The sequence below is a fragment of the Bradyrhizobium sp. NBAIM01 genome (genome assembly GCF_020194115.1).
In the GTDB taxonomy this organism is placed as follows: Bacteria; Pseudomonadota; Alphaproteobacteria; order Rhizobiales; family Xanthobacteraceae; genus Bradyrhizobium; species Bradyrhizobium yuanmingense.
In genome coordinates this window covers 358,673-377,521 of sequence record NZ_JADYVU010000003.1, presented here as the reverse complement: position 1 = coordinate 377,521, position 18,849 = coordinate 358,673, and the positions used below count along the sequence as shown (strand labels likewise).

15 protein-coding genes are annotated in these 18,849 nt (G+C 66.0%); 7 read left to right on the top strand and 8 right to left on the bottom strand.

Going from position 1 to position 18,849, the window contains the following annotated elements:
* Positions 1-17 precede the first annotated feature (17 nt).
* A complete protein-coding gene (locus tag I6F31_RS12565; RefSeq protein ID WP_036044516.1) occupies positions 18-1,466 on the top strand; it encodes an aldehyde dehydrogenase family protein in 1,449 nt (482 codons plus the stop codon).
* A 112-nt stretch (positions 1,467-1,578) separates the two neighbouring features.
* Positions 1,579-3,120 carry a galactarate dehydratase gene (garD, locus tag I6F31_RS12560; protein ID WP_036015602.1) on the top strand — a complete coding sequence of 514 codons (1,542 nt, stop codon included), beginning with the start codon at positions 1,579-1,581 and terminating at the stop codon, positions 3,118-3,120.
* Between the two features lie 60 nt (positions 3,121-3,180).
* On the opposite strand, the gene I6F31_RS12555 is transcribed toward garD, so the two are convergent.
* Together I6F31_RS12555 and I6F31_RS12550 are read right to left on the bottom strand one after the other, a co-directional pair.
* On the bottom strand, positions 3,181-3,921 hold the full coding sequence (locus I6F31_RS12555; protein WP_036015600.1) for a hypothetical protein: 741 nt from the start codon (positions 3,919-3,921) through the stop codon (positions 3,181-3,183).
* 3 nt (positions 3,922-3,924) lie between these two features.
* Entirely contained in the window at positions 3,925-4,812 is an 888-nt protein-coding gene (locus tag I6F31_RS12550) for a MipA/OmpV family protein (RefSeq protein WP_225114190.1), read from the bottom strand.
* A gap of 356 nt (positions 4,813-5,168) precedes the next feature.
* Between I6F31_RS12550 and I6F31_RS12545 the strand changes: the two genes are divergently transcribed.
* From I6F31_RS12545 to I6F31_RS12535, 3 genes are all read left to right on the top strand, one after another.
* On the top strand, positions 5,169-5,849 hold the full coding sequence (locus I6F31_RS12545; protein ID WP_036015597.1) for a response regulator transcription factor: 681 nt from the start codon (positions 5,169-5,171) through the stop codon (positions 5,847-5,849).
* Positions 5,846-7,210 carry a HAMP domain-containing sensor histidine kinase gene (locus I6F31_RS12540; RefSeq protein ID WP_036030218.1) on the top strand — a complete coding sequence of 455 codons (1,365 nt, stop codon included), beginning with the start codon at positions 5,846-5,848 and terminating at the stop codon, positions 7,208-7,210. Before I6F31_RS12545 ends, I6F31_RS12540 begins: the two co-directional genes overlap by 4 nt.
* Before the next feature lie 192 nt (positions 7,211-7,402).
* A complete protein-coding gene (locus tag I6F31_RS12535) occupies positions 7,403-7,672 on the top strand; it encodes a hypothetical protein (protein ID WP_036030219.1) in 270 nt (89 codons plus the stop codon).
* Positions 7,673-7,729: 57 nt separating this feature from the next.
* On the opposite strand, the gene I6F31_RS12530 is transcribed toward I6F31_RS12535, so the two are convergent.
* The 3 genes from I6F31_RS12530 to I6F31_RS12520 all read right to left on the bottom strand — a co-directional run bounded on the left by I6F31_RS12530 (position 7,730) and on the right by I6F31_RS12520 (position 10,128).
* Entirely contained in the window at positions 7,730-8,083 is a 354-nt protein-coding gene (locus I6F31_RS12530; protein ID WP_036015590.1) for a hypothetical protein, read from the bottom strand.
* Between the two features lie 249 nt (positions 8,084-8,332).
* Positions 8,333-8,926, bottom strand: a complete 594-nt coding sequence (locus I6F31_RS12525) for a DUF2147 domain-containing protein (RefSeq protein ID WP_225148301.1) — start codon at positions 8,924-8,926, stop codon at positions 8,333-8,335.
* A gap of 173 nt (positions 8,927-9,099) precedes the next feature.
* Positions 9,100-10,128, bottom strand: coding sequence for an NAD(P)/FAD-dependent oxidoreductase (locus tag I6F31_RS12520; RefSeq protein WP_036015581.1), 1,029 nt, complete (start codon positions 10,126-10,128; stop codon positions 9,100-9,102).
* Positions 10,129-10,310: 182 nt separating this feature from the next.
* Here I6F31_RS12520 and I6F31_RS12515 point away from each other — a divergent pair, with 182 nt between their 5' ends.
* Positions 10,311-10,778, top strand: a complete 468-nt coding sequence (locus I6F31_RS12515) for a thioesterase family protein (RefSeq protein WP_225114188.1) — start codon at positions 10,311-10,313, stop codon at positions 10,776-10,778.
* Positions 10,779-10,806: 28 nt separating this feature from the next.
* Here I6F31_RS12515 and I6F31_RS12510 read toward each other — a convergent pair whose 3' ends face one another.
* Positions 10,807-11,127 (bottom strand): 2Fe-2S iron-sulfur cluster-binding protein, encoded by a 321-nt coding sequence (locus I6F31_RS12510; RefSeq protein WP_008143731.1) that lies wholly within the window; start codon positions 11,125-11,127, stop codon positions 10,807-10,809.
* A gap of 165 nt (positions 11,128-11,292) precedes the next feature.
* Positions 11,293-11,667 (bottom strand): Hpt domain-containing protein, encoded by a 375-nt coding sequence (locus I6F31_RS12505; RefSeq protein WP_225185469.1) that lies wholly within the window; start codon positions 11,665-11,667, stop codon positions 11,293-11,295.
* A 396-nt stretch (positions 11,668-12,063) separates the two neighbouring features.
* On the opposite strand from I6F31_RS12505, the gene I6F31_RS12500 reads away from it, so the two are divergent.
* Positions 12,064-17,832, top strand: a complete 5,769-nt coding sequence (locus tag I6F31_RS12500; protein WP_225185468.1) for an apolipoprotein A1/A4/E family protein — start codon at positions 12,064-12,066, stop codon at positions 17,830-17,832.
* A 144-nt stretch (positions 17,833-17,976) separates the two neighbouring features.
* On the opposite strand, the gene I6F31_RS12495 is transcribed toward I6F31_RS12500, so the two are convergent.
* A complete protein-coding gene (locus I6F31_RS12495) occupies positions 17,977-18,843 on the bottom strand; it encodes an MlaD family protein (protein ID WP_057028765.1) in 867 nt (288 codons plus the stop codon).
* Between the last annotated feature and the right edge of the window lie 6 nt (positions 18,844-18,849).

Here is an 18,849-nt window from a genome sequence, read left to right as displayed (position 1 = left end):
TCCCCTGGAGGAAAAAGATGACAGCGATCCTGAAGAACTTCATCGGCGGCGAATGGGTCGACGGCTCCGGCGTCACCAGGAACATCAATCCCTCCAACACCAACGATCTCGTCGGCGAATACGCCAAGGCCGACAAGGCGCAGACCGAGAAGGCGATCGCCGCCGCGAAGGCCGCCTTCCCCGCCTGGGCGCAGTCGACCCCGCAGGCGCGCTACGACGCGCTCAACAAGATCTCGACTGAAATCCTCGCCCGTAAGGAAGAGCTCGGCCGCCTACTCGCGCGCGAGGAAGGCAAGACCCTCCCCGAAGGCATCGGCGAGGTCGCCCGCGCCGGCCAGATCTTCGCGTTCTTCGCCGGCGAAGCGCTGCGCCTGATCGGCGAGAAGGGCGCCTCGGTGCGTCCCGGCCTCGACGTCGAGCTCACCCGTGAGCCGGTCGGCGTCGTCGGCATGATCACGCCCTGGAATTTCCCGATCGCGATCCCCGCCTGGAAGATCGCGCCTGCGCTCTGCTACGGCAACACCGTGGTGTTCAAGCCGGCCGAGCTGGTGCCCGGCTCGGCGCATGCGCTGTCCGAGATCATCACCCGCTCCGGCATTCCCGCGGGCGTGTTCAACCTCGTCGTCGGCTCCGGCTCGGTGGTCGGCCAGACCCTGCTCGAGCATCCGGACGTCGCCGCGATCTCCTTCACCGGCTCGGTGCAGACGGGACGCAAGATCGCGCAGGCCTGCGTGCTCTCGAACCCCATGAAGAAGTTCCAGCTCGAGATGGGCGGCAAGAACCCGCTGGTCGTGCTCGACGACGCCGACCTCAAGACTGCCGTCGAGGTCGCCGTCAACGGCGCTTATTTCTCGACCGGCCAGCGCTGCACCGCCTCGTCCCGCCTGATCGTCACCGAGGGCATCCACGACCGCTTCGTCGCCGCCATGGCCGAGCGCCTGAACAGCCTGTCGGTCGACGATGCGCTCAAGGCCGGCGTGCATATCGGCCCGGTGGTCGACCAGAACCAGCTCGACCAGGACCTCCGCTATATCAAGATCGGCCAGGACGAAGGCGCCAAGCTCGCCTTCGGCGGCGAGCTGCTAAAGCGCGAGAATCCCGGCCACTATCTCCAGCCGGCGCTGTTCACCGAAGCCAACAACAACATGCGCATCGCGCGTGAGGAGATTTTTGGCCCGGTCGCCGCCGTCATTCGTGCGAAGAATTACGAAGAGGCGCTCGCCATCTCCAACGACACCGAGTTCGGCCTCGCCTCCGGCATCTGCACCACCAGCCTGAAATACGCATCGCATTACAAGCGCAATAGCGAGTCCGGCATGGTGATGGTCAATCTGCCGACTGCCGGCGTCGACTATCACGTGCCGTTCGGTGGCCGGAAGGGCTCGAGCTACGGCGCCCGTGAGCAGGGCTCCTACGCGCGCGAGTTCTACACCACGGTGAAGACGGCTTACACCAATCCGGGCTGAGATATCGTAGGGTGGGCAAAGCGAAGCGTGCCCACCACTTACGCTCGGTGTGAGGACGGTGGGCACGGCGCGTTGCGCCTTTGCCCACCCTACGACTTCTGAGGCAGCGCAGATGGACCAGGACGTCGCAGCGAAAGAGCAGCCCCGCTACATCAAGCTCAACGAGCGCGACAATGTCGCGATCGTGGTCAATGATTTCGGGCTCCCCGCCGGCGCGCGCTTTGCCAGCGGCCTGACGTTGCGCGCCTTCGTGCCGCAGGGACACAAGACCGCGCTGGTCGACATCGCGGAAGGCGAACCGATCGTCCGCTATGGCGAGATCATCGGCTACGCGCTGTCGCCGATCCTGGCCGGCGAATGGGTGGACGAGGCGCGCATCCGCATGCCGGAGGCCCCTGCCCTCGACAAGCTCGAAATCTCGACCGCCGTCCCCGCACCGCTGCCGCCGCTCGAAGGCTTCACCTTCGAGGGCTACCGCAATCCGGATGGTTCGGTCGGCACCAAGAACATCCTCGGCATCTCCTCCTCCGTGCAATGCGTCAAGGGCACGATGGAATATGCGGTGAAGCGCATCCGCGCCGAGCTGCTGCCGAAATATCCGAACGTAGATGACGTCGTGCCGCTGACGCACGCCTATGGCTGCGGCGTCGCCATCACCGCGCCCGACGCGGTGGTGCCGATCCGCACCCTGCAGAACCTCGCGCTCAACCCGAATTTCGGCGGCGAGATCCTCGTTGTCGGCCTCGGCTGCGAGAAGCTCGCACCCGAACGCCTGGTGCCGGAAGGCGTGGGTGACGCGATCATCCGCATGCAGGACGAGGCTTTCGACGGCTTTGGTGCGATCGTCGAGGCGATCATGACCCAGGCCGAGGCGCGGCTCAAAGTGCTCAACACCCGCAAGCGCGAGACCTGCCCGGCGTCCGACCTTGTGATCGGCCTGCAATGCGGCGGCAGCGATGCCTTCTCCGGCGTCACTGCCAATCCCGCCGTCGGCTTCGCCGCGGACCTCCTGGTGCGCGCCGGCGCGACCGTGATGTTCTCGGAAGTGACTGAAGTGCGCGACGCGATCCAGCCGCTCACCCGCCGCGCCATCAACGAGGACGTCGGCCGCGCGCTGGTGCGCGAGATGGCTTGGTACGATTCCTATCTCGCCCGCGGCGGCGCCGACCGCAGTGCCAACACCACGCCCGGCAACAAGAAGGGCGGCCTTGCCAACATCGTGGAGAAATCGCTCGGCTCGATCGTCAAGTCCGGCTCGAGCGCGATCACCGGCGTGCTCTCGCCCGGCGAGAAGGCGACGCAGAAGGGCATGCTGTTCGCCGCGACGCCGGCCTCCGACTTCATCTGCGGCACGCTGCAGCTCGCCTCGGGCATGACGTTGCAAGTGTTCACCACCGGCCGGGGCACGCCCTATGGCCTTGCGGCAGCACCCGTGATCAAGGTCGCGACGCGCAGCGAGCTCGCGCGGCGCTGGAAGGACCTGATCGACTTCGACGCCGGCAAGATCGCAACCGGCGAGAAGACCATCGAGGAGACCGGCTGGGACCTGTTCCGCCTGATCCTCGATGTCGCCAGCGGCCGAACCAAACCCTGGTCGGACCGCTGGGGCATCCACAACGACCTCACGCTGTTCAATCCCGCGCCGGTGACCTGAGGCGTTTTCGAGCGAAGTGGATCCCGGTTCGCGTCAAGAAAACGCGTCAAAACAGAACCGTCACTGTCCCTCGATCAAGTGCATGTCGCCCAGCGTGAGCGGCAGGCTTCGGACGATGAGGTTCGCGATCGCCGCACGCAGCCGTTCGCTCGAACCCGCGTCCTCGAACGTCGCTTCGATCGGTCCGCTCGGGCCGGCGATCCGCACCGTGCCAGTGTTGTCGAGCGGCGCGGCCACCCTCTTCTCGATCACGTCGAACGACTTGCCCTCGATGATGCGAACCTCGTACAAGGCGTGGATCAGTCCGTAATCCGCAAGCAGCGTCCGATATTCGGCGAACCCGACGCCCTCGACGTTGCGGCCGTTTCCAAGCTTCGATCTCGCCCGGGTGATGACGATATATGCGTCCAGTCCCTGCGGCGTGACATCGCTGCGAACCAGCTCCTTGAACGGGTCGCTCCGCAGCAGATTGACCGGCGCGACCGCCGAATCCCTGATTGCGGCGAAGGCCGCGCGCCGGTAGCTCACCGGCTGCACATGAAACCGTCCGCTCAGCAGCTTCGTCGCCTGCTGGACGATCAGCTCGTCCAGCCCCCATGCGCCGATCGAGGCGGTCTGCGCGGCGTTGTCGAGCCCGGTCAGGCCGGCTCGCGTCAGGCTGATCTCCTCGCCGATCGCCGAGATGATGCCGACGGTCTTGATCGCCTGGAGCCGGCTGGCACGCGTCTCGAACGCCGCGGCAGCGCCGAGCGCGACGCTAGCGATCGCGCAAGCGAGAGTTAGGATGATCTTACCGCGCATGGTCTATCGGATCCTGAAATCGAATGAATAGGACGCACCGAGACCGACGGTGGTCTGGTTCGAGGATCCCCGCAGCTTCACCAGCGGGCTGTCCGCGACATCGCCGAGCAGCTTCTGGTACTCGACATAGGCGTGGACCTCCCACTGCGGGTTGATGCGGTAGGAGATCTGGCTGCCGAAACCGACCGAGTGCGCACCGCCTCTGGCATCGTATCTTGGAAGCCCCGATGCCAGCGCCTGCACGGCATCGACGCCGAAATACGGCGCAGTGGCATTGGTGCTCTTCCAGGTGAAGCGCGGGCCGGCCGAGATCGTCAGCCTTTGAATCAGCGGCACGATGACGTCGGCAGATACATCCGCGACGGTGCCGGTATGGCCGCCCATGCCCTGGCGCAACTCGCTGCGCAGGCGCAGCCAGTCGACCGGATAATACTCCACGAAGCCGCCGAGCTCATAGGCGGCGTCGACATTGCCAAGGCCGGTCAGCTCGGCATATTTGTCGGCCTTCCTTGAGGCGACGTATTTGAACGCGGGGCCGGCGCGAAAATGGCCGATGTCGAGCAGCGCGATGCTGGTGCTGTCGCGCGGTCCGCGAAACTGGTCGACTGATCCGGCGCGGCGGATGGAGAAGATCGGGACCGGAGCAAACCTTCCGTTGTTCGATCCGACGAACTCGGGCTTGTATTCGCCGCCGATGCCGACCATGACGGTCCAGTTGCCCGACGGCGAGGGCAGCATCGGCAGCTCCAATGGCGGCGCTGGCAGCGTGAAGGCGGTCTGCGCCGAGACTGATGGCGCAGTCGCCATGATCGCACCGAGTGCGGCGAGACAGGCGGTCGTCCGCCGCACAATCGCCGTGAGGCGGAGAGCGGCTTCTTCGAAATCATTCATTGCGGGGCCCCGGACCGGCCTTTGCAGGCCGAGTCGACTGTTGTGGTTAGGAGCCACAGCATCTGGTCCGGCAAAATTGCCCCAAGATTGCAAGGTGCGATCGGATGCTCCCCAGGGCCATGTCCGCCGCTGGCAGGCACGCCCGCCGGATCAACATTGCCCCAACATTGCACCACCGCGATCACGCCCTCAAAAACGTGACGGGCCGTGCCCGCGCGCTCACCCGGTCCTGCCTTTTATTCGCCAAGCTCGCTGCCTTTAAGGGAACCCTCGCGCACGAGCCGAAACGCCAGAATTCGGCCAGGGAGCGTCACGGTCAGGGTGTTGTTGCCCCAGCAGAGTCAAGGACGACCCGCGTGCGCTCCCTCGTGATCGAAGACGAACCACAGATCGGCGCCTATGTGAGCCGGCTGCTCGGGCAATTGCACGGCATCGTCGACCTCGTCGGCTCGATCGCCGATGCCCGCCAGGCACTGAACAATTTCAAGTATGATCTGGCGATCGTCGACCGGATGCTACCCGACGGAGATGCGCTCCAGGTGGTCACGGCGCTGAGCCAATCGGCGGAGCGGCCCGCAATTATCATGCTGACGTCCAAGGACGCCAAGGAGGATGTCGTCGAAGGGCTCAACGGCGGGGCCGACGATTATCTCGGCAAGCCGTTCGAGCCGCAGGAGCTGCTTGCGCGCGTGCGCGCGGTGCTGCGCCGGCCTCGGCTGCTGGCCCCATCGGTGCTGTCGCTCGGCAACGTCGAGTTGCACCTCGGCAGCAACGAGGCGGTAGTCGCCGACACCAGGATCCTGCTGCGCCGGCGCGAGGCGCTGATCCTGGGGGCGCTGCTGATGCGGCGCGACCGCGTCATCACCCGCGCCGCCCTGATCGAGGAGATCTACGGCTTCGACGACGAGATCGAGTCCAACACGCTCGAGGCGCAGGTCTCGCGCTTGCGCAAGAAACTGGCCGAACTCGGCGGCGACGTCGAGATCCGCAGCATGCGGGGCATCGGCTACATCCTGCGGCTGGCAACGCCGCGATGAAGTCAATCGCCCGAACCTTTGCGTTCTCGCTCGGTATCGCCGCCACCACGATCTTCCTGATCATGCTTGGCCTCTTCATATGGCGTTACCCGACGGAGGAGCGCGAGTTCAGGGCGTGCCAGGTCGTAGCGGCCGTTCTCGATCGCGCGACGGTGATCGAAGGGCAAAGACTGATAATACGCTCGACTCCTGCGCTCGAGGAATTGAAGCTGGACAGCCCAAACCTCTGGTACGTGGTGTCCGCGGGCGACCTGCTCAGCGAGTACGGCAGCGAACACCGGCCTCCCCTTCCCTTCGTGCTGCCCTACCACGGGCCCATCGGCTCGTCCGTTTTCAGCACGCTCGACCAGAAGAGCACCTTCTGTCTTTCCGCCGTACAACGGGGCCCGTTGCGGCTCGCGATGATGGTCGGCGAGCCTCAGGTTCGCTTTGGCCGGATTGCAAGGACTTTTCTCCTCCGCAGGGTCTTTTCGATCGCCTTGGTGGCGCTGGCCTTTGCCGCGACCGTCGCCATCGGTTCAGCGCTTGCCGCACGTTTCGTCTCTCGTAGCATCGAGCGGGTGGCGCGTCGCGCGCTCGCGATCGACCCCTCGGCGCCGCAAGGTTTGATATCGCTGTCCGAGGTCCCTCGCGAGTTGAAGCCGCTGGTCGAGGCGCTGAACCGCGCTTTCGGCGAGATCGACGCCTATATCAGGATGCAGCGCCGCTTCCTCGGCAATGCCGCCCATCAGCTTCGCACGCCGCTGACGCTGCTGCGCGCCAAGATCGAGGACGTGCCCGAGCCGGCCCTGAAGGCCGAGCTGGTGCGCGACGTCCGCCGGCTGACCTCGCTGGTCTCCGCGATGCTGGACCTGGCGCGATTGCAAAATCATGCGATCGAGAAGCGGCCGATCGATCTTGCCCAGATCACGCTGGACGTGCTGGCCGATTTCAGCCCGTCGGCGCTGGACGCCGGCATCGAGCTTGCGCTCGAGCACGAGGGAAGAGGTCCCTTCGTGGTGCAGGGCGTAGACGCTGCGATCCGAAGTGCACTTGCCAATCTCGTCGGCAACGCGCTCATCCACGCCCATGGCGCGCGGCGCATCGTCGCCACGATCGGCTGCGATGGCGTGGCTATTCACGATGATGGCGCGGGCCTGCCCGACGGCGCCGAACACAGGCTGACCGAGCCGTTTCAGACCGGCAACGCCGCAGGTGCAGGCGCCGGTCTCGGCCTGTCGATCGTCCGCGAGATCATGGCGGCGCATGGCGGGGAGCTGGTCGTCGCTTCCGCGCCCGGCTACGGCACGACGATGCGCCTGCGCTTTGCCGCGGCCGCCGCGCCGGCGAGATCTGCGCAGTTCGATCTGCAAGAGCATTGAGCGGGCGCATCGGCGCTTTTCGCGAAACCGTCCGGAAACATTGGCGCGGAAAACGTCTTCCGCGTTTCGTCCCTTCGCATCACGCAATCAATATCTGCGCCGAAGACAACGGGAATGTTCGCGCGCGGGCGAACCTGTTCTGCCATCGCGGCGACCAAACCTCCGATTGACATCTTCCACGGAGATTTTCCAATGCGTGTTCTCTCGATGATTGCCGTTGCCGGCGCCATGATTGCGAGCTCAGCCGCCGCGTTCGCCAGCGAGCTTCCCTCCTACGAAGTGACGTCGTTTCCGATCACGACAACGCAAGTGCAGGTGCTCGGCGGCGCCGGCGTCCAGGAGCAGTCTGCGAGCCCCGCGATGATCGTCGCCGGCATGCCGGCCTCGCCCGTGCAGGTCGCCGTGCTGTCGCCGCGGATCAAGCAGCTCGCGAGCGCGGGTTCGAACAACCAGGCGCGCTAAGCTTGGCGTTGTCGTTCCGGCTCGGCGCTCCGCGCCGGCCGGAATGGCCACGCGCCTCTACGTCATGCTGCCCGGCATGAAGCAGCGCACGCGCGGATGGCCGTCGATATAGTGCTTCCACACCATGGTGCGGCCGATCTTGTTCGGGACGGTGATCACGGCGCCGTCAGGCACCACGACCCACTCGTCGTCGATGCGCACGCGGTAGCGACCGCGATCGGACTCCCAATCGACGTCGGCGATGACGTAGCCGTCGGCATCCGAGCAGCATAGCCCGAACTCGCTACGCAGACTCTCGAACCAGGGTTTCAGGGGCGAGTTGGCGAAGCGGCCGTCGTCGCGCGCCAGCGCCGCATGCGTCAGAACCGCCAGCCCCAGCAGCACGGCGGCACACTGTCTTGCACGTTTCATGTGGTCTCCGCGGTCGAAGTGATCACCGCGGGGCAAACGCTGCCGTCCGCCTTCCGCATGGTGCGCGGCAGGCGTGGAGACGGCGACTCGCTCCCCCAGCAGCTTTGCCGACAGCTATGCAAATCCAGCGCCAGCGCGCATTCCGGGGAACTACTGGAGGGCGCCCGAGGCACGTTCGCCCTTCGGCGAAGGTGGCCGCACAGGCTGGAGACCGGGCCATTGAGACCGCGCAGCGCGCGGCTTGCGCCCTTACTGCTTTGCCGGCGCCATCATCGCGCCGCCCTTCTTCGCCGCGGGCGCCGGTTGCTTGGCGGCTGCAGCCTGCGCGGGCAAGTATTTTGCGACGATGGCCGGATCGACCTGCGCGATGTTGGCATCGGGCAGGCGCGTCCAGGTCTCGTCCTTGCCGAGCAGCGCGATGCCGAGATAGCCGCGCAACGTCAGGGTCTGACCGTCGGGGCTGACCCGCATGTTGGCCTTCCAGATCTGGCCGTCGCGCGGATTGAGCACGTTGCCGCCCTCGTACTTCAATCCTTCGCGCTTCATGTCGCGGACGAAGGAGATGCCGAGCACCCGAGCGTTCTTGCGATCGTCGGTGCACTTGGAGCAGACCTCATTCGGGTCGTCGGTTGGCCGCGGGAAGGTCTTGGCGATCACACCTTCGAAGACGCCGTTGCGATCTACGAAGAGGAACCATCCGACCGTCCTGCCGTCTTCGACCTTCTGCCAAAGGCCCGCCGCAGTGGGCTCGGCGGTCTGCGCCGCGCACGGCGTCACGATCGCGAGCGACAATGCGAGCGCCAGGAAGGAGGGCAGCCGAAAGCTGGAAATGAGAGTCCGCATTATGATCACCTTGCTGAGCCAATCACCTTTGCTGAGCCAAGACTTCGCAGAGCCAAACTGTGCTAAGCCAAAAACCTGGCCAAGCCTATGACCGGAATGGCCGCAGACTACGGCGATTTCACGAACGGTTCCAGCACCAGAAACATGGGGCATCGCCGCCCCGAACGCTTCCGTCAGTTGACACCGAGCTTCTTTTGCAGGCTGGAGGACGAGGTCGTGTACTGGAACACGAGCCGCTTCTCCGGATAGACATAGCGATGGGCTTTTTGCGACATCAGCGCGCCCTCGTGGAAGCCGCACAGGATCAACTTGATCTTGCCGGGATAGGTGTTGATGTCGCCGATCGCGAAGATGCCCGGCACATTGGTCTCGAACGCCGACGTCTCGACAGGCACCAGATTGTTCTCCAGCGCGATGCCCCAATTCGCGACCGGGCCGAGCTTCATGGTCAGCCCGAAGAACGGCAGCATGGTGTCGCAAGCGATTTCGGTGACGCTGTTGTCGTTGCCCTTGACGGTGGCGCCGGTGAGCTTTCCGTCAGCGCCGGAGAGCGCGGTGACCTGGCCGAGCCGCAGATCCATCTTGCCGCCGGCAACCAGCGCGCGCATCTGCTCGACACTATGGGGCGCGGCGCGAAACTCGTCGCGCCGATGCAGCAGCGTGATGCGCTTCGCAATCGGATGCAGATTGAGCGTCCAGTCGAGCGCGGAATCGCCGCCGCCGACGATCAGCACGCTCTTGTCGCGGAACGTCTCCATCTTGCGCACGGCGTAATGCACCGAGGTGCCTTCATAGGCCTCGATACCGGGCACAGGCGGGCGCTTGGGCTGGAACGAGCCGCCGCCGGCCGCGATCACCACCACCTTGCATTCGAACACCTTGCCGGCATCCGTGGTGCAGCGAAACAAGGGATCGCCGATCTTCTCCACGGTCTCGACCATCTCGCCGAGATGGAAGGTCGGATGAAATGGCTTGATCTGCTCCATCAGCGCGTCGGTCAGCCCCTGCCCCGAAACCTGGGGAATGCCGGGAATGTCGTAAATCGGCTTTTCCGGATAGAGCTCGGCACACTGGCCGCCGACCTTGTCGAGGATGTCGACGAAATGCGCCTTCATGTCGAGAAGGCCGAGCTCGAAGGCGGCGAACAGACCACACGGCCCGGCCCCAATAATCAGCACATCGGTTTTGATCACGTCGCTCATGTCGTCTCTTTATCGATCGTTATCGGTTGGACGGCGCCCGTTGGGCAGAGGTGACCCTGCCTGTCTAGCCAACGGGGATGGAACAGGAAAGGCATAAAAGCGGGATCGCCCCGCAGCCGCGCCCACTTGCCGGGCCAAAATAACTGGGCTGTAACGAGGATGGATATGACGGAGATCAATCGGTGAACGCACCAGCCCGCCTCGACACGACCCCGCGCCTTGAGGACTTTCCGTTTCGCCTCAGCGACAACGTCCGGTTCGGCGACCTAGACCCGAACCAGCACGTCAACAACGCGGTCTATGCCACATATTTCGAGACCGGCCGTGTCACGCTGATGAAGCTTCCCGAATACGGGCTGACCCCGCCGGGGCTCGCCTGGATCATGGTGCGGCTCGACATGCATTTTCGCGCCGAGCTGCACTGGCCCGGCTCGATCGAGCTCGGCCTCGGCGTGGTCAAGCTCGGGCGAACGTCGGTGACATTCGAGCAGGTCGTGTTCTCGAACGGCACGTGCATTGCGTCGGCGACGTCGGTCGGCGTCCTGCTCGACGAGGCGACGCGCCGACCGGCGCCGCTGACCGCAGAGGTGATCGAGAAGCTCAGACCCTGGCATAAGCGCGGCATCGAGGTCGCGCCGCCGAGCACCTAATCGACTTGGACAGTCTGCTTGGAGACGATCAGGCCTGGCGCTCGGGCGTCGCCACGACGAGGCCGTCGAGCTCGTCGGAGACCTTGATCTGGCAAGACAGGCGCGAATTCGGGCGTACGTCGAAGCCGAAGTCGAGCATGTCCTCTTCCATCGGCGTCGGGCTGCCGACCTTCTCGCGCCAGGCTTCGTCGACATAGACATGGCAGGTTGCGCAGGCGCAAGCGCCGCCGCATTCGGCCTCGATGCCGGGAATGCTGTTGCGGATCGCAGCTTCCATCACGGTTGCGCCGTTCTCGATTTCCACCGTGCGGGTTTCGCCCTTGTGGTCGACAAAGTGAATCTTGGCCATGTGTGCTCGTGCTGCCGCGGTGCTTTGAATGAAGGAGGGTCCCGGCTGTCCTATAACGGGTCGGTCAGCCCGGCGCCATAGCGTTTTGAAGCCAAATGATTCCCGCTTTGCGGGAAGAAAACGCGTCAAAACAAGCGACTAGAGCCCGGCTCCGGCTGTATCGGCTCAACGCTTCAGCATCGCCGCGATGGCAGCGCGGGCCTCGGCCACCGACTCTTCCAGCGCGGCGAAGGCGTGGGGCCGGCCATGGCCGGTCCGGATCGCAGTCTCCAGGCTGGCAGCGGCATCAGCGACCGCAAAGGCGCCGATCCCGCGCGCCGAGCCCTTGAGCTTGTGCGCGAGCGTACCGGTCTCGGCCGGCAATGCCGTCATGGCCGCGAGCAGACGCGCCGCCTGCTCCGCGAACATCGCCAGCACTTCCTGCTCCAGCTCAGCGTCGCCGAGCGTCATTCGGGAGAGGTGATCGAGGTCGAGCGGGCTGTCGATGGGCGCAAGCGGGGGCGAAGGCATCCAGTCCATCCCTTGCAGTTCAGGCGTCATGGCGCAGGCCCCGGCATCGCGCGACCGCCGCCGGTCCGGCGGTCAGGTTCCCCTCACCCAAGCATGGAAGTGGTTAACGAAATGTTTGGGGGATTTGACGCAGATCCGCCGGTTTATTGACGAAAAGTTGCCGTAATTGGCCGAGTCCGGTTGAGAATTCCGTTGATTGCTAAGGCGTTACGCCGCGATGCTGTTAACGATGATTAAGAATGTCTTAATCGCGGGCATTTCATTCGCGACGCTCTGCCAATAGGATGTTGCAGAAATTGGCGGACAAGCCGTTCGGGTGGGGACGGCTCGGAGATCCGCGCAAGCGGCATGATCCGGTCTGTGGGCTTGCGCCGCGCGCAGGGCTCGCGGGGGGACGCGTACAAGTAACGAGGGCTCGGACTGAACATGGCGAACACTCCGAAAAAGGTCAAAGACCCTACAGAAGTTGCGCTTTCTGCAATCCAGGAAGCTCTGAACATCAGCGACACGGCGGCCGATACCAGCCGCAACGCCGCAATGCGCAATGAAACGGCGCCCCCGGTACCGCCGGCCGCGCCTCCGGTCTTCGACGAGCCGAGCTTCGAGCCGCGCCCCGCCGCCAACGAGCGCTCGACTGTGTTCGACCCGGTCGAGGAGCCGCGCACCGCGCGCCGCGCCGCCAACGACGATCGCGAGACCATCGGCCAGCTGCTCCAGGCGCTGCAGAAGGGCCGCCCTGCCCGCAGCGTCTACACCTTCGCAACCATCTTCGCCGGCATCTGGCTCGCCGCCTGCGCCGCGCTGACCGTCGGCTTCCTTCCCTCGATCCAGGCCGCCATGGGCCAGAGCGGCGGCGTGCTCGTGATCGCCGGCCTCGTCGCGATGTTCTTCGCGCCCGTCATGCTGTTCTACTTCCTCGCGAGCCTCGTCTGGCGCGGCCAGGAAATGCGCATGATCGCGCAGGCGATGGCGCAGGTCGCGATCCGCTTCTCCGAGCCGGAAGGCTCGGCCTCCGATTCCATGGTCACCGTCGGCCAGGCCATCCGCCGCGAGGTCGCGGCGATGGGCGACGGCATCGAGCGTGCGATCGCGCGCGCCGGTGAGCTCGAGACGCTGGTCGCCAATGAGGTCGCCGCGCTCGAACGCGCCTATTCCGACAACGAGGTGCGCATCCGCGCTTTGCTCCAGGACATCGCGCATCAGCGCGACAACCTGGTCGGCCAGGCCGAGCAGGTTCGCAGCGCCATTTCCGGCGTGCAGATCGACCTGCGCCACGACATCGCGCTGATCTCGGACGCGATCGCCTCCCGCGTCGACGAGGTGGCCAAGTCGATCACCGGCGCTCTGGAAGAGCGCGGCGCCCACATCACCCAGGCGCTGAGCAACGCCGGCGACAACATGATCCTGGCGCTCGGCGAGCGCGGCGGCGACCTGCTCGACCGTCTCGAGGAGGCCAGCAACGAGACCACGCGCGCCGTGCTCGACGCCAGCGAGCGGCTGACCACGAGCCTCAACTTCAAGACCGGCCACGTCCACGACGAGTTCGTCGACCTCGCCGACCGCGTCCACGAGATGCTGAACGAGCGCATCGACCGCATCACCGGCGAGTTCGAGCAGCGTTCCGCCGCGATCGTCGACGGCATCTCCGAGCGCACCGAGCAGGTGCACGATTCCTTGAAGAACTCATCGGACTCGCTGCTGCTCGAGCTCGAGCTGCGGTCCAACGACATCTCCGCCAAGATCGACGACGCCGGCAATCGCCTCGCCGGCCAGATCATGACGAGCGGTGACAAGGCCAGCGAGGCGCTCGACGCCACCGTCAACGCCCTGGTCGCCAAGGTCGTCAGCCAGACCGAGACCGCGCACGATTCGCTGTCGCTGCAGATGAGCGCGTTCGACGAGCTGGTGAGGAACCAGGGCACCGAGCTGGTCGAGAAGTTCGCCCGCGACTCCGGCACGCTGGGCGCGCTGATCACCCGCCACATCTCCGAGTTCGACCGCACCGTGAAGACCTTCGGCGGCGAGATCGTCGAGCGCATGGGCCAACGCACGCAGGACATCGCCGAGACACTGAAGACCTATGTCGACGATTTCGACACCCGCTTCACGTCGAACGGCGGCCAGATCACGGCGGTGCTCGACCAGCGCCTCGCGCAGTTCGAGACCACGATCGGCGAACGCGTCGGCAATATCGACGCCTCGCTGAACGGCAAGATCGCCAGCCTCGACGGCACCATCCAAGGCCACATCAGGACCTTCGACGAGCAGCTCGTCGGCCGCGTCGCCGCGCTCGAGCTGTCGTTCGACAGCCGCGCGAAGTCGATGACCGAGACCATCGACGGACGCATCAACACGCTGGCGAACTCGCTGACCGACGGTGCCGCGCAGGCGATCCAGTCTATCGACTCCCGCCTCACCTACCTCACGACGTCGCTGACTGGCGGGGCGTCGCAGGCCATCGAAACAATCGATGCAAGGCTCAATCACCTCACGAGCTCGCTCACCGACGGTGCCTCGCAGGCCATTGAAACCATCGATGCGCGCCTCAACCACCTCACGAGCTCGCTGACCGACGGTGCATCGCAGACCATCCAGTCGATCGACACCCGCCTGACCCACCTCACGACCACACTCACGGGTGGCGCGACGCAGGCGCTCGAATCCATCGACTCCCGCCTCACCTACCTGACCACCGCCGTGACCAACGGCGCATCGCAGGCCGTGCAGTCGATCGACACGCGCCTGACGCTGCTGACCTCGACGCTCACCGACGGCACCGCGCAGGCGATCGAGGCGGTCGACCGCCGCATCACCGGCGTCACCGAGATCATCGACGGCCGCAGCACGCATCTGACCGACACGGTCACGGCACGCTTCCAGGAGATCCAGCAAGCCATCGAGACCAAGGTCGGCTCGGTCGCCAGCGACATCGACGTGCGCGTGGCTCAGTTCGAGGATCTGCTCGGCTCGCGCGTCGAGGCCGTCGCCGGCCGCATCGAAAGCAGCGGACGCCAGGCCAGCGAGGACATGATGTCCCGCGCCGAGATGATCTCGACCGCGATCCGCTCGCATGTCGAGGACGCCGAGCGCTCGCTCACCAACCTCGTCGTCAACACCAGCGAGACCATCCAGACCGGCGCGCGCACCGCCCAGCAGTCGCTGCTGACGGTCTCCTCCGATGTCAACGCCCAGCTCAAGATGACCTCGGCCGAGGTCGAGCAGGCGCTGACCGCAGTCGGCACCGGTGCGGCGAACTCGATCCTGACCAGCGCGCGCGAAGCGCAGTCGACGCTGGTCGCGGCCTCGGGCGAAGCCTCCACCCAGATCAAGGGGCTCGCGGCCGACGTCGAGCGCACGCTGTCGGCGGCGGGCTCCGCCACCGCAGCCTCGATCCTGGCCGGCGCCCGCGAGGTGCAAACCACCCTCGTCACCGCGTCCTCGGATGCGGCTAGCCAGGTGAAGACCCTCACCGCCGACGTGCAGCGATCGCTGTCGATGGCCGGCACCGCCACGGCGGAGTCGATCACCGCCGGCGCCCGCGATGCGCAGAGCACGCTGATCGCAGCCTCGACCGAGACCGCAAACCAGATCAAGGCGCTGTCCTCGGACGTGCAGCGCTCGCTGACGATGGCGGGCACCTCGACGGCCGAGACCATCATGAGCGGCGCCCGCGAGGCCCAGAGCACGCTGGTGACGGCGTCCTCGGACGCGGCGAGCCAGGTCAAGTCGCTCGCGGCCGAAGTGCATCGCTCGCTCTCGCAGGTCGGCCAGACCACCGCCGAGACGATCACCACCAGCGCCCGCGATGCCCAGAGCACCCTTCTTGCTGTCTCCGCAGAACAAACCAGCCAGGTCCGTTCGCTCGCGGCCGAGATGCAGCGCGCGCTGGCGACAGCCGGCGGCGCCACCATCGAGGCGCTCACCAGCGGCGTGCGCGAGGCCCAGGGCACGCTGATCTCCGCCTCGACCGATGCGGCGGGCCAGATCAAGTCGCTGACGACGGACATCGAGCGCACGCTGACCGCGGTCGGCGCCGACACCGCCTCGACCATCCTCAACAGCGCGCGTGAAGCCCAGATCTCGCTGACCTCGACCTCGGCCGACGCCGCGAGCCAGATCCGCACGATCTCGACCGAGATCGAGCGCACGCTAAGCGCGGCCACCGCCAACGCGACCAACGACATCCAGACCAGCGCGCTTAACGCCCAGAACGCGCTGATCTCCGCCTCCAACGAGGCGAGCTCGCGCGTCAAGTCGAGTTCGGCCGACGTCGAGCGCTCGGTGCTCGCCGCCAGCTCCAGCTTCGGCCAGGCCATGACCGGCAAGACCGACGAGATCGTCACCTACGTGCAGCAGCAGGCCGACCGCCTGTCGAACATGATCGACGCCAAGCGCGGCGCACTGGTCGACGCGATCGGCTCCAAGACCAGCCAGCTCACGCTCGACATCGACCGCGTCACCTCCGACGCGCTGAAGTCGATCGAGACGCGCGGCCAGGCCTTCTCGCAGACCATGATGGGCAACGGCTCGGAAGTCGCCCGCACCATCAACGCGGCGAGCGAGGTCGCCACCAGCGCGGTCGGCAAGTCGCTCAAGGACCTCGAGCAGGCCTCGCGTTCCGCGATCGACCAGTCGCGCCAGGTCTCGATCGCGGCCGTCACGGAGATGCAGGAGACAAGCAAGATCCTGCGCACCGACACGGTCGCCCTGTTCGAGCGCCTGCGCGAAGGCAACATCCTGCTCCAGGAGGTGCTGACCGGTGCGCACGACAACCTCAACTCGCTCGAGCGGGCGCTGGTGACCCGCGTCGCCGACTTCGTCTCGGCGATGAACGACGTCACCTCGCGCAACGGCGCGGCGACGCAGAACCTGGAAGAGCAGCTCAACGTCTTCAACAGCAAGACCACGAAGGCGCTGCAGGATCTCGGCGAGCTGTCGACCCAGTTCGACAAGCATGGCCAGGCGCTGGTCGAGGCCGCGCAGGTCGTCGAGCAGAGCAACAAGAACACCACTGCCTCGCTCGCCGAACGCAAGCAGGCACTGGAATCGCTCGTCACCACGATCGACCTGCGCACGGCCGATCTCGACCAGCGGCTGTCGCGCTTCACCGGCCTGCTCGATGAATCGCTTGCCGCGGCCGAAGAGCGCGCCCGCGACATCGCCCGCGTCGTCGCCGAGACCGCCGGCGCCGGCTCGGCCGCGATCACCCGCCAGTTCGAGGCGGTGCGCGCGGCGTCCGAAGAGGAGCACCGGCAGACCATCGAGGCCATGCACGACATCTACCGCCAGACCACGGACGAGGCGGATACGATGTTCAAGCAGTCGACCGAGAAGTTCACCAACCTCGTCGCCAGCATGAAGCAGATGGCTTTGGAGATGCACAACGAGCTCGAAGCCACCCGCAACGAGCTGCGCCGCGGCGTACTCGAGATGCCGCAGGAGGCCGCCGAGAGCACGGCGCAGATGCGCAAGGTGATCGTCGACCAGATCGAGGCGCTCGCCGAGCTCAACCGTATCGTGGCCCAGCACGGCCGCGGGCTCGACGTCACCACGGCGGGCCGCGCCGCCGTGCAACGCCAGGAAGAGCCGGTGCTGGCGGCCGTCGGCAGCCGGGCTCCCGAGACCCGCATGCGCGACATCGGCAGCGCCTCGACGCTGCCGCCGCCGGACCTCGGCATGCCGGCCGCGCGCCGCACCGAAGCGCCGCCGGTCGCACCCGGCGGCAACGACCAGGGCCGTGACGGCTGGCTGTCGGACCTGCTCAACCGCACCGACGCCAATCAGGGCGCACCGGCCGGTCAGGCTCCCCGCGGCCGCGCGGCACCCGCGCCGCAGCCGCAGGCGCCGCAGGCCAGCAGCAATCCGTTGGAATCGCTGTCACTCGACATCGGCCGGCTGATGGACCGCAACCTCGCCGCCGAGATGTGGGACCGCTACCAGCGCGGCGAGAACAAGGCCTTCACCAAGCGCCTGTACACGCCCGCCGGCCAGAAGGCCTTCGACGAGGTCGCCCGCAAGTACCGCGCCGACCGCAACTTCAAGGGCACGGTCGACCGCTACGTCGCCGAGTTCGAGCGCCTGCTCGACGAAGTCGCCCGCGACGGCCGCGGCCCGCAGGAGCTGCGCAGCCACCTGATCTCGGAGACGGGCCTGGTCTACACCCTGCTCGCGCACGCGGCGGGCCGGCTGGGATGAGCGGAAGCTCGCCAATGGCGAACAGCGAATAGCGAATGAAAACGGAGCCCTCGCGGGCTCCGTTTTTGTTTGGGATCGATCCGTGAGGAAGGCTGTATACGCTACTCGCTATTCGCCACTCCCCCATTCGCGCTTTCCTACCGCCTACCGCCTCGGCGCTGCCGCAGGCTTCGGCGGCTCGGGCGGCGGGGCGGGCTGCGACGAATTGCTGGCGCCGAACAGGACGCGGGTCGGGTTGCGGTCGAAATTGTTCACGGCGCGGCTGATGTCGCCGAGGGTGCGGCGGCCGTCGGCCATCAGAGCGCCCGAGCGCTTGTCGAAATCTTCGGCTAGCTCGCGGATCGACTTCACCGCCTGGAACAGCTCGCCGCCATCCTTGCCGCCGGCCAGCGTGTTGAGGCCGAGCATGAGATTGTCGGCCTTGAGCATGACGCCGTCGACCTTGGCCATCACGGCGTCGATCTTTTCGGAATTGCGCGCCAGCGAGTTGGTAAAGGTCTCGAGGTTCTTCAGCGAGTTCTTCACCGATTCCTGATTGTCGGCGACGATCTTGTTGACGTTCTGCAGCGTGGCGCGGATCGCCTCGGTGACATCCTGGAGCTTGTTGGGGTCGGCCGTGAGCGTCGGGATGCCGTCCTGGTCGAGCGGCGGCGGGGCCGCAGCCTCCTCGCCGCCCTTGAGCGAAATTGCGGCGACGCCCGTGAGGCCCTGGAATTCGAGGCCGACCAGGGTGTCCTTGCGGATCGGGGCGTTATTCTCGATCATGGCGAGTGCGACAACCCGCCGCGGGTTGTCCAGCTTCACCGAGACCACCTCGCCCACCCTGATACCATTGAAATTGACGCTGCCGCCGTTGCGCAGGCCCGCCGCCGGGCCCTCGAACACGACGCGCAAGGGGCTGCGCTGCTTGGTCGTGTGCAGCGACTGAAACCACAGCACGAAGCCGATCGCGGCGGCGATCACCGCCAGCGTGAACGAGCCGATCAAAATGTAGTTCGCCCGCGTTTCCATCAGGTG